The 16,171-nt window shown below is 35.9% G+C and carries 11 protein-coding genes and 1 pseudogene; 10 read left to right on the top strand and 2 right to left on the bottom strand.

Going from position 1 to position 16,171, the window contains the following annotated elements:
- The first annotated feature begins 8 nt into the window (after nucleotides 1–8).
- Nucleotides 9–1,397 carry a Re/Si-specific NAD(P)(+) transhydrogenase subunit beta gene (gene pntB / locus QSH13_RS07290; protein WP_109397541.1) on the top strand — a complete coding sequence of 463 codons (1,389 nt, stop codon included), beginning with the start codon at nucleotides 9–11 and terminating at the stop codon, nucleotides 1,395–1,397.
- Nucleotides 1,398–1,469: 72 nt separating this feature from the next.
- On the opposite strand, the gene uspE is transcribed toward pntB, so the two are convergent.
- Nucleotides 1,470–2,420, bottom strand: a complete 951-nt coding sequence (gene uspE / locus QSH13_RS07285) for a universal stress protein UspE (RefSeq protein WP_109397540.1) — start codon at nucleotides 2,418–2,420, stop codon at nucleotides 1,470–1,472.
- A 141-nt stretch (nucleotides 2,421–2,561) separates the two neighbouring features.
- Complete coding sequence (gene fnr / locus QSH13_RS07280; RefSeq protein ID WP_036912995.1) at nucleotides 2,562–3,320, bottom strand: fumarate/nitrate reduction transcriptional regulator Fnr; 759 nt, start codon at nucleotides 3,318–3,320, stop codon at nucleotides 2,562–2,564.
- A 572-nt stretch (nucleotides 3,321–3,892) separates the two neighbouring features.
- On the opposite strand from fnr, the gene QSH13_RS07275 reads away from it, so the two are divergent.
- From QSH13_RS07275 to QSH13_RS07235, 9 genes and pseudogenes are all read left to right on the top strand, one after another.
- Nucleotides 3,893–6,283 carry a DMSO/selenate family reductase complex A subunit gene (locus QSH13_RS07275; RefSeq protein WP_286039023.1) on the top strand — a complete coding sequence of 797 codons (2,391 nt, stop codon included), beginning with the start codon at nucleotides 3,893–3,895 and terminating at the stop codon, nucleotides 6,281–6,283.
- A complete protein-coding gene (locus QSH13_RS07270) occupies nucleotides 6,280–6,909 on the top strand; it encodes a DMSO/selenate family reductase complex B subunit (RefSeq protein WP_109397538.1) in 630 nt (209 codons plus the stop codon). Before QSH13_RS07275 ends, QSH13_RS07270 begins: the two co-directional genes overlap by 4 nt.
- Nucleotides 6,906–7,778: a dimethyl sulfoxide reductase anchor subunit family protein gene (locus QSH13_RS07265; protein WP_196544729.1), complete on the top strand. Its 873-nt coding sequence runs from the start codon at nucleotides 6,906–6,908 to the stop codon at nucleotides 7,776–7,778. The genes QSH13_RS07270 and QSH13_RS07265 overlap by 4 nt, the downstream gene beginning before the upstream one ends.
- A gap of 14 nt (nucleotides 7,779–7,792) precedes the next feature.
- Nucleotides 7,793–8,677, top strand: coding sequence for a DUF362 domain-containing protein (locus QSH13_RS07260; protein WP_109397536.1), 885 nt, complete (start codon nucleotides 7,793–7,795; stop codon nucleotides 8,675–8,677).
- A 129-nt stretch (nucleotides 8,678–8,806) separates the two neighbouring features.
- Nucleotides 8,807–9,829, top strand: coding sequence for an NAD(P)H-quinone oxidoreductase (locus QSH13_RS07255; RefSeq protein ID WP_369961270.1), 1,023 nt, complete (start codon nucleotides 8,807–8,809; stop codon nucleotides 9,827–9,829).
- Between the two features lie 515 nt (nucleotides 9,830–10,344).
- Complete coding sequence (locus QSH13_RS07250) at nucleotides 10,345–12,180, top strand: tyrosine decarboxylase (RefSeq protein WP_109397534.1); 1,836 nt, start codon at nucleotides 10,345–10,347, stop codon at nucleotides 12,178–12,180.
- Between the two features lie 424 nt (nucleotides 12,181–12,604).
- Nucleotides 12,605–13,426 carry a PadR family transcriptional regulator gene (locus tag QSH13_RS07245; RefSeq protein WP_109406244.1) on the top strand — a complete coding sequence of 274 codons (822 nt, stop codon included), beginning with the start codon at nucleotides 12,605–12,607 and terminating at the stop codon, nucleotides 13,424–13,426.
- Nucleotides 13,419–13,574, top strand: a complete 156-nt coding sequence (locus QSH13_RS07240; protein WP_194294842.1) for a hypothetical protein — start codon at nucleotides 13,419–13,421, stop codon at nucleotides 13,572–13,574. Before QSH13_RS07245 ends, QSH13_RS07240 begins: the two co-directional genes overlap by 8 nt.
- 633 nt (nucleotides 13,575–14,207) lie before the next feature.
- Nucleotides 14,208–15,730, top strand: a pseudogene (locus tag QSH13_RS07235) (carbohydrate porin).
- Nucleotides 15,731–16,171 lie beyond the last annotated feature (441 nt).

Genomic DNA, 16,171 nt, shown 5'->3' with positions numbered 1-16,171 from the left:
AGACAATTATGTCCAGCGGCGTTGTTACAGCGGCATATATTGTCGCCGCGATATTATTTATTTTCAGCCTTGCCGGCTTATCAAAACATGAAACCTCTAAACAAGGTAACTATTTTGGTATTGCAGGGATGGCAATTGCATTGTTCGCAACCATTTTCGGCCCTTATGCTGGTAATGTGGGTTGGATCATTATTGCAATGGTAATCGGTGCTGTTATTGGTATCCGTTTAGCTAAAAAAGTCGAAATGACTCAAATGCCAGAATTAGTCGCAATCTTACACAGTTTTGTAGGTTTAGCGGCGGTTTTAGTGGGTTTTAACAGTTATCTTGACCATAATACAGCAATGGATCCTGTCATGGTGAATATCCACCTAACAGAAGTCTTTTTAGGGATCTTCATTGGTGCGGTTACATTCACTGGTTCAATTGTCGCTTATGGTAAATTAAGCGGGAAAATGTCATCTAAACCGATGATGTTACCTAATCGTCATAAATTAAACCTTGCAGCTTTGGTTGTTTCTTTTTTATTGATGGTTTGGTTTGTTAAAACTGACAGTGTTGGCTTACAAGTTTTCTTAATCATCATAATGACTGTGATTGCCTTGGCATTTGGTTGGCATTTAGTTGCATCAATTGGTGGTGCAGATATGCCAGTTGTTGTTTCGATGCTGAACTCTTACTCTGGATGGGCAGCCGCGGCAGCAGGCTTTATGTTGAGCAATGACTTGTTAATTGTAACAGGTGCATTAGTGGGTTCTTCAGGTGCTATCCTTTCTTATATTATGTGTAAGGCGATGAATCGTTCTTTTATTAGCGTAATAGCAGGTGGATTTGGTACTGATGGCTCAGCTTCAACAGAAGACGGTGAAATGGGTGAGTATCGCGAAACAACTGCTGAAGAAGTGGCTGATATGCTGAAAAACTCAACCTCAGTTATTATTACTCCGGGCTATGGAATGGCGGTTGCTCAAGCACAATACCCTGTACATGATATTACTGAAAAATTGCGTCAACGTGGTGTGAAAGTGCGTTTTGGTATTCACCCAGTAGCAGGACGTTTACCGGGTCATATGAATGTGTTATTAGCAGAAGCTAAAGTACCTTATGATGTTGTATTAGAAATGGATGAAATCAATGATGATTTCCCCGACACTGATACGGTGTTGGTTATTGGTGCTAATGATACAGTAAACCCAGCTGCACAAGATGATCCAAATAGCCCAATTGCGGGTATGCCAGTATTAGAAGTGTGGAAAGCGCAGAATGTTATTGTGTTTAAACGCTCAATGAATACGGGTTATGCAGGTGTTCAAAATCCACTGTTCTTTAAAGAGAATACACAAATGTTGTTTGGCGATGCTAAAGCCAGTGTGGATGCAATTTTAAAAGCGCTATAACAGATATAGATAGCGAATAGCAAAAAGCCAGTCAATTTTTGACTGGCTTTTTTAGTATACAGAGCAATAAGTTTAATCGTGATCGCTATCAACAGTAATAGGGCAGGTAAAACCATCCGGTTTAATTGCTAACAAATCACATTTAATATGGTCGATAAGTTGTTCGGCTGTATTTCCTAAAAATGCGGCGGATAGGCCAGTTCTCCCCAAAATACCTAGTACGACAATACCCGCATTTAATTCTTCACAAACTTGAGGGATCACTTGCTCTGGCAATCCTTCTTTAACATGTGTTTTCTCTTCTGGGATAGAGAACTTCTGGCGCAACTCTTTCATTGCAATGAGATGCTGACCACGTAGTGCACTATTATAAAGATTTGGATCAAAATCAGGTAACTCAATCGCAATATTAATAGGCGCAACAGGATAGGCGCTGAGTAAATGGACATCAGGATCTTTTTGTATGCGATGAGATAAATCGGTGGTGAGTTCAATCAATTTTAGATTAAGGGCATCATGATAAGATTCTTCGTTTGATAAATTTGCAGCGACAACGATAGTACCGTATTCAGGCCACTCTTTATCTTTGACCATCCAAACAGGGCAAGGGCATTTTCTAAGTAGTTGCCAGTCAAGCGGGGTAAAAATAAGCGAGCCTAATTTATCATGTTGGTGAGCCATTTTAATCAGTAAGTCATGTTGATGTGCAACAACTTCTTCAATAATGGCTTCATAAGGGCGATTATGCCAAATGACTTTTATATCAATCTCTATACCTGCTTCAAGGTAGTAGCGTGCTTGTTGTTTGATCCAAGCAGCCTTCTGACTGATAACACCTTTACGCATGGCATTACGTTCATCGGGAGATAAAAGAGTTGTCATGTCATAAGAGAGATCATAAACAGGTAGAAAAGCTTTTATCCGCCCACCATTACGCTGAACGATATAGACAGCACGGCGAAGTGCTGGTTGGTCATCTTGGTTAGGATCAATGACAACGAGAAGGTTTTGATATTTTTCCATTGTAATATCCTCTTTAGGGCTGGATTTATCCATCTACAATTTAAAGATAACCCAAGAAGATAAAATGCAATAGCACAAAATAGAAAACGGGACACAAATTTGTGTGCCCCGTTATAAAATTAGCGTGTGAAATGTAACAGATTAAACTTCAACTGATGAAGGAAGTTTGCCTGCAAGTTCACTTAACAGTGTACTATCTTCAATAGTAATATATTTGCCTTTAACGCTTAACATACCACTTTTCTGGAAGCGACCAAGTAAGCGACTAATCGTTTCAACGGTTAAACCTAAGTAATTACCGATATCACCACGAGTCATGGTTAAACGGAATTCACGAGGCGAAAAACCACGCTGTGCGAAGCGACGAGAGAGGTTATAAATAAAAGCAGCCAGACGTTCTTCTGCATTCTTTTTCGATAACAGTAAGATCATCTCTTGGTCACCTTTGATTTCGCCACTCATTAGGCGCATCATTTGTTGACGTAAGTTAGGCATTTTGCCTGACAGGTCATCCAACGTTTCGAATGGAATTTCACAAACCATCGAGGTTTCTAAAGCTTGTGCGAAACTTGGGTGTTCAGTATTAATAATGGCGTCAAAACCAACCAAATCACCAGCAAGATGAAATCCTGTTATTTGCTCGTCGCCTTCTTCCGTAATGGTATAACTTTTAATTGTACCGGAACGTATGGCATAAAGTGATTTCAGCTCATCACCTGCTTTAAACAAGGTTTGACCTTTCTGGATGGGCTTTTTACGCTCGATAATATTATCGAGTTGATCAAGCTCATGCTCGTTTAAAGTAAACGGGATGCAGAGCTGGCTAATACTGCAATCCTGACAATGGATTGCACAACCGCCAGATTGGATTCGGCGAACGACGCGTTTTTCTGGGATCATAAGCTTGCTCATTACAAATAAAAATATTGATATGCGTCAATTTTAACACATATTGAAGTAATTAGTAAGGGGAATAACGGTACGTGTGGAAATAATTCTGAATGTAACAAAACATGTATCTTGATAAAAACAATGTTTTGCTTAAAGGTCTATTTAGAACAATTTGCGCTAACCCTATACTCAATTGGTATATTATTCGATTTTCTAACGAAGTCATAGTGCTATTACTAAATTATCCGTGCCAAAAGCCAAAAATGAAGAGGCGCTTCAATATTTTCTATCTTTATATTGACATTTTATTTACGGCTTTATCTTATCTTTGTCTTTTTTATGTATAACTCTTTATTTTTATAACAAAAAATCAGGGAAAAACAACTTAATGTATTTTTGATGCAACTTAATGCTACCTTGAGTTAGCTTTTCTTTATAAAAAGTGGGAGATCGGCAAAGAAGTGAGGAATATTGAAACATTCTATTACCTCTTTAGTGGTATTGATGTGCATCAATGATGGTTTACCTCTATATCCTATCATTTTTACTGATAAAAGTTATTATGTGAGAATGATAAACTAATGAAAAAAATAGAAAAAAATGAGAAAAGCAAAGGGATGATGTCGTTAAGTCGCCGCCACTTTGTTCAATCAAGTGCCGCATTAGTGACAGTGCCATTTTTCGCACGAAATGCACAAGCTAATGTAGATGAAAGTTTACCAATTGCAAAAATAAATGGAGAACCCTCCACTGTTGTTGCAACATGCAGTACTTTTGACTGTGGTGGGAAGTGTGATATACGAGCCCATATAAAAGAAGGAATTGTTACTCAGATCACAACAAGACCTGATAATGAATTAGATGAATCGATGCCTATTATGAGAGCGTGCGTGCGTGGTAGAGGTTATCGTAAATTTTCTTATCACGCTGACAGGCTAAAATACCCAATGAAACGTGTGGGCAAGCGTGGTGAGGGTAAATTTGAACGTATTTCATGGGATGAAGCAACAACGCTTATTGCAGATAATATTTTGCGTTTAACTGAAAAGTATGGTGCAGCAAGTCGTTTTTTAACTGTCAATACCGCTGTAACGGGAGGGATCTTCTCTGGTGATACCATGATGAAGAAACTTTTCAATTTAACTGGTGGATACTTACCTTATTATCATTCTGTTAGTTTAGGGAATACGGTCAAAGTGACCCCTTATACTTACGGCATATCCAAAACAGGTAGTTCACTCGATACACTTGAAGATACACCATTAGTGATTTTATGGGGTCATAACCCTAATGAAACTATTTTTGGTCATACAAACCATTATTTTCAGAAAATGAAAAATAAGGGTACTAAGTTTATTGTGGTCGACCCTCGCTATTCAGATACAGCGCAGTCTCTTGCGGATCAATGGATCCCTCTTTTACCAACAACAGATAATGCTTTAATGGATGCAATGATGTATGTCATTGTTACTGAAAACCTTCATGACAAACCTTTTATTGACAAATATGTTATTGGTTTTGATGAAGAGCATATGCCTGAAGGCGTTCCTGCTAATGAGTCCTTAGTGGCTTATTTAACAGGTCAAAAAGATGGAATAGAAAAAACGCCTGAATGGGCAGAAAAAATCACTCGAGTCCCTGCAAATACTATTCGCCAACTCGCTCGCGAATATGCCATGACAAAACCAGCCGCTCTTATTCAAGGTTGGGGACCTCAACGTCATATATGTGGTGAACGTAGCGCTCGAGGTTCGACACTATTAGCCACAATCACTGGAAATGTAGGCAAAAAAGGGGCATGGGCTGCTGGTTACGGTGGTATTGGTAATCGTCAATCTATGCGTGGTCCTAATATTGGGAAGAACCCAATTAAAGCCCAAATATCCATTATGAATTGGATGCAAGCGGTTGATGATGCAAGTCAAATACGTGTTGAAGATGGTCTTTTAGGTGTTGATAAACTCGATACCAATATCAAAATGATCTTTTCTTTAGCAGGCAACTATTTAGTTAACCAAAACCCAGATGTTAATGCGGCTGCTAAGTTATTAGCTGATGATTCAAAAGTTGAATTTATTGTTGCTAGTGACTTATATCTTTCTCCGTCTGCAAAATATGCCGATCTCGTTTTACCTGAAACCAGTTTTTTAGAACGTTGGAATATTGGTAATACATGGGGAACGGGTAATTATTTCCTTTTATCTGAGAAAGTGGTTGAGCCTGCTTTTGAACGCCGTTCTGATTATGAGTGGATAACAGACGTAGCAGAAAAAATGGGCGTGAAAGAGGCGTTTACTGAAGGTCGAAGTGAAAAAGAGTGGATAGCTTATCTTGTTAATACAAATAAAGAACGTTTCCAAGATAGACCCGACTTCCCTAATTTTGACGAGTTGCTAAAAACACGTCGTTATCTTTTCAAAGATGAACCGTTTATTGCTTTTGAAAAAAATATCAATGATCTTGAAAACAATCCATTCCCAACACCATCAGGAAAAATTGAGATTTTTTCTAAACGTCTTTATGACATGAATAATCCAGATATTCCGGCCCTATCTCATTATGTACCTGCTATTGAAGGCCCTGAAGATAAGTTAACAGCAACGTATCCATTACAAATGCTAACTTGGAAAGGGAAAAATCGTGCAAATTCAACTCAATATGCCAATCCATGGTTACAAGAAGTACAACGTCAAGAAGTATGGATAAATCCAATTGATGCTGAAAATAGAGGTATCAAAAATGGTGATATGGTGCGTGTTTATAACGACAGAGGAATAACTCAAATCCCTGCATTAGTAACACAACGTATTATCCCTGGTGTGGTTGGATTGCAAGCCGGAGCATGGTGGACGCCCGATGAAAATGGTGTTGATCATGGTGGATGTCCTAATGTTTTAACATCTACACGAATGACACCATTAGCACATGGCAACTCGCATTTAACCGTTTTAGTTGAGGTAACCAAAGCATGAGTGACTTTAAAGAATATGCGCCAGTGAGTGATGAACAACTTGGTTTCTTTATTGATTCCTCTCGTTGCTCTGGTTGTAAAGCTTGTCAAGTGGCATGTAAAGACAAAAATAATTTAGAAGTAGGGCGTCGTTTTCGCCGTATTTATGAAATAAAAGGTGGTGGTTTTGCACCAACAGGACAAGGTGGTCTAGTTAATAATGTTTTTGCTTATACATTAACTCTATCTTGTAACCACTGCGATTCACCTGTTTGTGTGAAAAACTGCCCGACTACTGCTATGCATAAGCGTGAAGGCGATGGCATTGTGCGCGTTGATACTTCTAAATGTGTAGGTTGTGGGTATTGCGCTTGGTCATGTCCTTACGGTGCACCGCAAATGAATGAAGAAACTGGGCAGATGTCAAAATGTGATTTTTGTATCGATTTGTTAGCTGAAGGCAAAAATCCAATTTGTGTTGATACCTGTCCGCTAAATGCAATTAAGTTTGGCAAAATTAAAGAGCTAAGGGCGAAATACGGGGATTTGAATCAAGTTCAAGGATTACCAGATTTTACGATGACAAACCCGAATTTAGTTATCAAACCTCATACTGGAGCGACGAAAAAAGGAGGAGTTCAAGCATGAGTGAATGGCCATTAGTTACTTTTACTTTATTTGTCCAAAGTTCTGTGGGTGTGACTATTTTTACCGCACTTTATTTTTGTTGGCTAGAGAAAAAGTTTGGTAACCAGAGAGCGACTGTTGCTATGCGCCCGGTGTTATTAACGAGTGCTATTTTAGGTTGCTTAGGATTATTAGCATCAACTTTACACATGGGATACCCATGGAATGCTTTTCATGCATTACGCCATATATCGTCATCATGGCTAAGTCGTGAAATTATATTTGCTGCAGTTTATCTTGGCGCAATATGCCTTTATACCTTAGTTATTTTGATAAAAGGGCATATGAATAAAACCATACTGGCAATGATTGGTTTGATTGGCATTATCGATATATTCTGTATGGCATCACTGTATTACAACACATCAATGCTGACATGGCAGCACGCAAATACCTATTTTATGTTTATAGGTGCACTATTTACAGTAGGAGCCGTTATTGCATTATCAATAACCGCATTTCGTGTTAAAGCATTTGTGAATGATGAGCTAGCAAAAAGGATTGTAATAAGTGCATTAGTGGTTGTTTTCCTTGCTGTAACATTACGTATGGTTGTACAGCCTTTTTATTTGGAATGGATGTCAGTAGTCATTTCAACAAATGATGCAATAACGTTCCCTCATACGCCTATCATTGCGTATAATGAAACATTCGGATTAAGAATATCTGCATGGCTTATGTCAGTTCTTGGTATTTTAATGATGGGATACAGTGTATGGAAATATCGCCATGCTGTATTTACTTCAGGATTGCGTATGGTGTTAGCAAGTAGCGCAATAATACTGATTGCAGAAATTCTTAATCGTTTTGCATTCTTTATTGTTAAGTAGTGGAGTAGTGATGTATGAGGCGTTTTATTAAGGTGGATCTTCCGCCTGAACCGATTATTAATGATAAATGTGTGAGAAAACGCCTCAAACAAAGCCTATGTGATAGTTGCTCCAAAGTTTGTCCTGTTGGCGCTATCACTTTCGCTCATTTAGATGTAAAAATAGACAATGAACTCTGTTTTCAATGTGGTAATTGTCTATTTACCTGTCCCGTTGATGCGATAGAAAATATCGCACCTCACGAAAGAACACATCAAGATAATTACCTTGTTGTTAATCATGATGAACCATTAGCAAGCACCGAAGAATTATTAGTGTGGCACCGCCAATATCAAATCAGAGGAATGAAGATAGCACAGCCTTTAGTAGATAAATGGCTTCCTGTTTTAGCAAACTTAAATCTTCAATTAAAAACATTACAAGAGCCTATTTGGCAATTAATTATCACAGAACCTACTGATATTGATAGTGGGCGTCGCTTTATGCTTTTTCGTCAAAAACTAGATGAAAAGCCACTCAATAAAGATCAAGTAAGAACAGGATTAAATGCAAGAAAACAACTTTATCCTGAAGACAGTTGGTTTCAAATTCAGTTAGATAAAGACAGTTGTATTCTTTGTTCTGCCTGCGCCAAAGTGTGTGATGAAGGTGCGATTGAACTTGAAAATAATATATTTACGCTTGATGAAAAACGTTGTACTGGGTGTATGAGTTGTGAAGTGGTTTGTTTTCCTAAATCCATTCATATTAATGAAAAAGTTGCTAAAAATAATGAACCCACACACTACCATTATTATGATGCTCATTGTGAAAAATGCCGTTTAGCCTTTTTATCCTGGACTCCAGAAGCAAAATTGTGCCCGATTTGCATACAGCATCAGAAGCAAGGTTGGTTATAATCTCTCTCAAATACATTTAGGTTATTTATTACTGAATAATCGACCATCCTTATTAAAATGAGAAACAGCGTGTTGATTTTGTTTATTTATCATTAACTTCGTGAGTGATTAAATAAATGGGAGCCTATTATGAAAACAACTGTCTTACCTGCAGATATGTTAGAAATTGCCATTACAGAGCCAGGTGGTATAGATAAATTAAAACCCCAACTATCACCGATACCTTCACTTCCCCCACATTATCTTTTGATCAATGTTAAAGCTTCAGGCGTTAATCGACCTGATATTTTTCAACGCCAAGGTAGTTATCCTCCACCAGCAGATGCTTCACCTATTCCAGGCCTAGAAGTTGCTGGCGAAGTTGCCGCATTAGGGGAAGGTTGCACTAAATGGCAACTAGGAGATAGAGTTTGTGCGTTAGTTGCTGGAGGTGGTTACGCTCAATATTGTATTGCTCATGAAGATATTGCATTACCGTCAATGAATTTAACGGATATTGAAGCAGCTGCACTACCTGAAAATTTCTTTACTGTTTGGGCTAATTTATTTCAGTTAGGTAAGTTAAAACAAGGTGAATCTGTTCTGATTCATGGTGGAACGTCAGGAATTGGATCAACGGCTATAATGCTTGCTCACACAATAGGTGCAACAGTCTATACAACGGTAGGCTCTGAAGAAAAAGCTGTTGTAGCTCGTGATCTTGGGGCTGATTATGTCATCAATTACAAACAAGCCGATTTTGCTAAGGAAATTCCTATCTTAACTGAAGGGAAAGGTGTTGATGTTATTCTTGATATTATTGGTGGGGATTACGTAGAAAAAAATTATCAAGTTGCCAGTAAGTTTGGGCGCGTTATACAAGTTGGTATGATGAAAGGAATGCCTAAAAATTTAAATATGATGCCAATGATGATTAAGCGTTTAATTCATACTGGTTCAACGATGCGATCTCGCTCAATAGAAGAGAAGGCACAAATAGCGCAAGAACTAAAACAGCATGTATGGCCACTTATAGCTGAAGAAAAAATCAAACCAATTATTAATGCAATTTTTCCATTAAAAGAAGTGGGAAAAGCACATGAGTTAATGGAGTCTGGTGATTTGATTGGTAAAGTGATGCTTGAAACCTTGTCTTATAACATAAAAGAGTAAAAATAAGAGTATTTAAAACTTATTTGATATAAGAACCAGAAGTTATTTTACTTTCTAAAAAACGAATATTCCGAAAAACACATGTTCATATTTCATGTGTTTTTTTATATATTGAAGAAAAAATGAATAACATTTAAATAAATAAATTCTTATTTTAGATAAGTAATTTAATGTCTGTTCTTTTTAATAGCCGTTAAACGATAGAAACATTCATTAATTCTTATTAGGGTAGATGTAAGTATCGACCTTAGTAAAAATAATATCACATTTACAGAAATATAACTTAAATCAAAATTGATAATAAATTAAAGAAACTAACAAGTAAAGCTAAATCATTTATCATTAAAATGTCATTTAATTAAATCAAATTAGAAAAATATTAACTAATATCAATAAAATAAAGAAGATTCTTACTCATCATGTAGTATATCATTTGAATAAAGATTAATTATTGACGATTAATAAACACAATTCTCATTAAAACAGATAATAAAAATTTATATATAGGTGCGATGATGGCAAATTACAAACAAACCTGTCTGAGTGCTACAGAGCGTGTATACCATACCCGAACCATTGATACTCTCACATGTTATTATCGAGAGATGGCAAAAATACTAATGGATAGTGAGTATTCTTTTCCTAAAGCAAATAAAATGAAAAGAAATAATAGCGAGAGTTTAGACGCTAAAATAAAAAGTAACACTATTGAAAAAAAAGCAGTAGATAATGCTTATGAAAGTATTTTAGAGACTTTAAAACAGCAAAATAATTATAATCAATCTGATATTGAACCTTATTTTTCCCATCATCATTCTCAAGTGATGCAATTGGCGAAATTCGGTTATCTTTCTGCGTTAGCATACAATTCGGATAATGTTTTTAATAACCACTCTCCCTTATTAAAAGAACAAGAAAAGAAAATTACAGATGATCTCTGTAGATTAATCGGTTTCTCATCAGAAGATGCATTTGGTCATATCACAACAAGCCATACTCTTGCTTGCTATGAAATATTATGGGCGCTTAGAAATTTAAAAACATTACCAATGGCAATCGCTCGTCATCCAAAATCACGCGATTTAGTTGCAGATAAAAAAGCCTTTGAGTTATTCAATATGTCTGTTACGGATATTTTAGCAATAAGCGAACAACTCAATGAGCGCGGGATTTTTGATGATGTTAGCCATTTAACATGCCGAGGGACGGGCATGACAAAAACAATGCATTTAGGAAAATTGCTTGTTCCTGTTTCTCGTTTTGAGTTTTGGAAAAAAGCAATGGATATACTTGGTTTAGGGTATGACAACCTTATAGCATTGCCGATTGATGAAACATTTAAAACCGATATTGAAAAAACACGCAGTATTGTTTTTCGTTTGATAGAACAAGGTGAGCCCATTCTCGGCGTTATAGGCATATTAGGTGCACCGTCTTATGGTTGTGTTGATAAGTTAAAACCACTTTTTGAATTAAGAAAAGAGTGCGAGGAAAAATACAATAATTCATTTTACATCCATATTGATGCATCGCAATTTGGTTATATGAAAAGCTTATTTCTTGATGATAATTATGAACTTATCCCTTATCAGACTTTATGTAATAAATTAAAGAAAGAAGCTCCATTACTCGAATTGACGCCTGAAATATATGAAAGCATTACACAACTTTCTTTCGCTGATTCAGTCTCTTTTGAACCGTTTCAAGCTGGATTTTCACCATATCCTACAGGTGTTGTGTGTATTAAAGATGCGCGTATTAGTCGTTTTTTAACCAACCCTCCTAGATTATGTCCAGAGCAAGCTGATGAAGTTCCTGAAATTGATGGTATTCAATCCGCACCAGCAGTAGCATCGATGTGGAGTGTGCATCAACTCTATCCTTTTACTTCATCTGGATATGGCAGATATGCACAAATTCAATGGGAAACGCGCATCAAGCTTGAGCAGTTTTTTAATCAAGCAACTGCTTTTGAAAAAGAATTTGATCACTATTATATTCGTGTTTTATCTGCATCTGACTTTAATAAACTAAATTTTGCTATTGTAAAGAAAGGAAATAAGGACTTAGAAGCGCAAAATAATCTTAATAAAACAATCTATGAAAACTTGGTGATAAAAAGTCATCATAAACAAGATTTAAGTTTATTAACGCTTTGTGCTCGCAATAGCGATGATGCACCCGCGCAGTTTTGTTCTGAGTGTGGTTTTGATAACAATGAGTGGGAAACTGTTAAACACTTAAACTTGCTACAGCTTACTATAAAAAGTACTGAAATCTGTGATGAACAACAAATTGAAGCAGGATATCAATATATTAAGAAAGTAGTTTTGTCTGCATTAGACAAGTAACAATATTTCGTTTTTGTTATATTTTCTACAATTGAAATAAATTTTGTTAAAAAGCGAAGTAGTGGGTTATTACCTCATTATCTTCGCTTTTTTTTAATAGATAAAAGTGACACCGTCACTTATTGCATTCTAAATGTCTGTTTTGTTCCGTGTGCATTTTAAGCTAAAAATGCCTATTTTTTATTCTTCTTGATTAATAATCTTCTTTTATTTTCATCGATAGCACATAAGAGCAAATTAGAGAATGATAATCATTCATAATTAAGCTTATGTTTGAATAATATAATCATAGATAAATCATATTGTTAATAAGATAATCGATTTAAATGTATATTTAGATATATCTAAAACTTGATCATTTAGATATATCGGATTATATTGCACTGTATAAATTCGATATATCTAAAACAATGAGGGAATATTTATGATGATTCGAGCATTGAACTCACTTTATCAACAATGTGCTGAAAATGGTGAACATGGCGGTCATGGACATGCGCACGGAAAAGGGCGTTGCAGTGGTAAAGGTAAACATAACCGACACCAAGAAAATCATGGCGAGCATTGTTGTCATGGTGAACATAGTCATGGACATGAAGGTCGTGGCGAGTGTTGTCATGGTGAACATGGTCATGGGCATAAAGATCGTGGTGAGTGCTGTCATGGTGAACATAGCTCTGATGGACATGGAAAACACCGTGGGCGTGGATGCGCAGGTAGAGGAAAAGGGCAAGGTCGCCAGTTAAAACGTATGTTTGATCATGGTGATTTACGCGTTCTGCTACTTAGCATGATCTCGAAAAAACCAAGTCATGGTTATGAAATTATTAGAGAAATAGATGAGGCTTCTTCAGGGTTATATGTACCTAGCCCAGGTGTTATTTATCCAACGTTAACACTACTTGAAGAGCAAGATCTATTAGTTGCTACGATTGCTGAAAAAGGTCGTAAAAACTACAGTATTACATCTGAAGGCGCTGCATTTTTAGCAGAACATCAAGATATAGATGCCAATATTCAAAGAAAACTGGCTTATGCAAGAGATTTATCTCAAAACGCTGGTGGTGTTTCTGAGGAAATTGAATCTGCTGTTGGTAAATTAAAAGCAGTTTTACGCCATAAATTAGTGTTAAAAGAGCTCTCTGTGGAAAGAGCTGGACGTATTGCTTCTATTCTTAATGAAGCAGTTGAGAAAATTGAAGCTATCAATGAGGCATTGATCTCAGAGGAAAGGGAAGATGAATAAAGCAGATACTCGGCTACAAAATTCAAGAAGAAATAATGAAATAGATAAAGATGATTTGGAAAACAATCCAGCAGTAAAAGAACAAACTTGCCCTAAAATGCCAGTTTCTTACTTTCGTAGAGCATTACGTAAACCTGGTAGAATATGATAATGATGGACAGAGGTTATAATAGTATAACCTCTGCTACTTTCCCCTCTATCAAGCAATTCCTATCCATTTATCACCTTATAAAATTATTATAAATATCAAAACTCCTCATTCCTGATAAAACACGCCTTATCTTTATTTATTTGTAATGCATCATTTTTTGATGGGTTATTACATTGATTTTCTCAGGTTCTTGTACTGACCTCAAAAAAATCACAAATGATTGTGGAAATGTTCCACAATAGCGATTATTTTAATTAACTTAGTGAACCCATTATAAAATTTGAAAACGTAAACCAGAGATATGCTTGAAATAATAATAAATCAAATACCGAATCAAAATAATAAACGTTTGTAAGTACTTAAACGAGAATAAGTACCTTAGTCCAAACGTAACCTTACTTATGATGCTAGAAGTTAATAAACATAAATAATGTCAAGGTTATCAAGGTATCGGTTTATTTATTATTAAGAATAGAAATAATGATGCGAATAACTGATTGATATTTATAAAAATATTATCTAATTATTATAACAATACGCTCATCAGATAGAGCAATCGATCAACAGAATTGATTGCTATGTATTTGTCGTACCTGTTAAGCCAACATTTGCTAACTTAGGAATATTCGAATGAAAGTTAAAGCATTATCTGTTGTGATAAGTTTAATCCTCACTACGCCATTATGTGCCAATGCACAAACCGATATAAGTGCAATTGAAGCAAGGTTAAATGCACTTGAACAACGAGCAACTGCCGCTGAAGCTAGAGCCGCTGCTGCAGAACAAAAAGCGGCTCGCCTTGAGCAATTAATTAACTCCAACAGCTTATCTCAAGAAAAAAAAACATCAAATAATGTTACAAACGTCAACATGGAGCAACGTCTTGCGCTATTAGAAAAGCAATCTGATGAGGCTCAAGCAAAAGTAGACATTGCACAAACTCAACTTAATGAAATCAAACAAAAACAATCAGCTCAGCTTACTAGTACGAAAAGTAAAGAAGGTACAGGTTTTTTCTCTACCAATACAAATTGGGGTGATCTCAAATTATATGGTGACGTTGAATATAATATTGATGCTGCTAGTAAGAAAGGGCAACTAACATCGATGAGAATGATGCCGGTAATCAAAAAGATTTTGATGATAATGAAAAATGGTCACTTAATGGGCGTATTTTAATTGGTGTAGATGGTGAACGAGAATTAAAAAATGGTAATTATGCCGGTTTTCGTGCTCAGCCTATGGCTGACATGACTGGTAAAATGAATCTAGATGATGCTGTTTTTTACTTTGGTCAACGTGATAAATGGCAATATAAAATTGGTCGTTATGAAGCTTACGACATGTTTCCTTTAAATCAAGATACATTTGTTGAATATTCAGGCAATACAGCAAATGATTTATATGGTGATGGTTTTGGCTATATGTATATGATGAAAGAAGGACGCGGTCGTAGTAGTGATGGTGGTAGTATGATGGTTAATACACACTATAATGACTGGTATTTTGAGCTAAATGCTTTAGTTGAAGATGGAACTTCTGTTTTTAAAGACAATGAATATCATGGGCGTAAACTTGATAACCGTAAAAATGTTATTTATATGCGTCCTGTTGTTGCATGGCAGAAAGACAATTTAACTATTGCCGGCGCAATAGATGCAAACGTGATAAGCAAAGCTTATGGCTATGATGATGAAAATGGAAAGTTCCAAGATCAATCACGGCGTACAGGTTATGGCTTAACTGTAAAATGGGACACTTTAGCTGATGATCCTATTAACGGTATTGTTGCAAATTTAAGTGCTGCTTATCTTGACGCTAAAGATGAAAATGATTTTTCTATTGGTAGTAATGTGTTGTGGCGCAAATTTCAACTTGGTTATATTTATGCTCATAATGATATTAGAGCTTACTATCAAAAAATCGAAACCACGAGTGGTCAAAATGACACCTATTTAACGCTTAATCCTGGAAAGTACAATATCAACACGGTATTTGCTTCTTATGAATTACCTAATATTTTAGATATGGATAATTTTAAGACTTATTTAGGGGCTTATTATTCACATATAGATGGCAAAGATGATATTAATGTACACAATAGTGATAAAGATCGTTATGGGGCTCGTGTCCGCTTTAAATATCTATTTTAACTCTGTTTTTAGTTACAGATAGTTAGAGATTGGTTTTATATAAAGACTTCAAGATACAGAGTATTGTTAGTTAATTGAGGTCTTTATATTTTTATATAGTTTGTATAGTTATTGGAATATAAAACATCAGATAAGAAAAAGCCTTAACTAGCTTTTCATGATTACTCTTTAATATCTCAAATTTGTTCAAACGCTTCGTCAGATTTTCTTATTATTGAATAGTCATCAGACTAAACTATTCGTATAAGTAATTTCTTTTAATTAAATAGGAGTGATTGAAGCAACATCTTTAACGATTTGATCTTTTTTCTTAATTACATGTTCTCTTTTTTAAGTTGTGAGATCGCTCGATCTTTTGATAATTTTTAGCTAGGTAGCTGATTTTACTCGTGCTATTGTTTTATTTCCTGCGATAATCAGTTTAACGTTTACAGGCGTAGT

It is taken from the genome of Proteus faecis (assembly GCF_030286765.1).
GTDB classification, from domain to species: domain Bacteria; phylum Pseudomonadota; class Gammaproteobacteria; order Enterobacterales; family Enterobacteriaceae; genus Proteus; species Proteus faecis.
The sequence above is the reverse complement of the archived record's forward strand: the minus strand, read 5'-3'. Positions and strand labels throughout refer to the sequence as shown.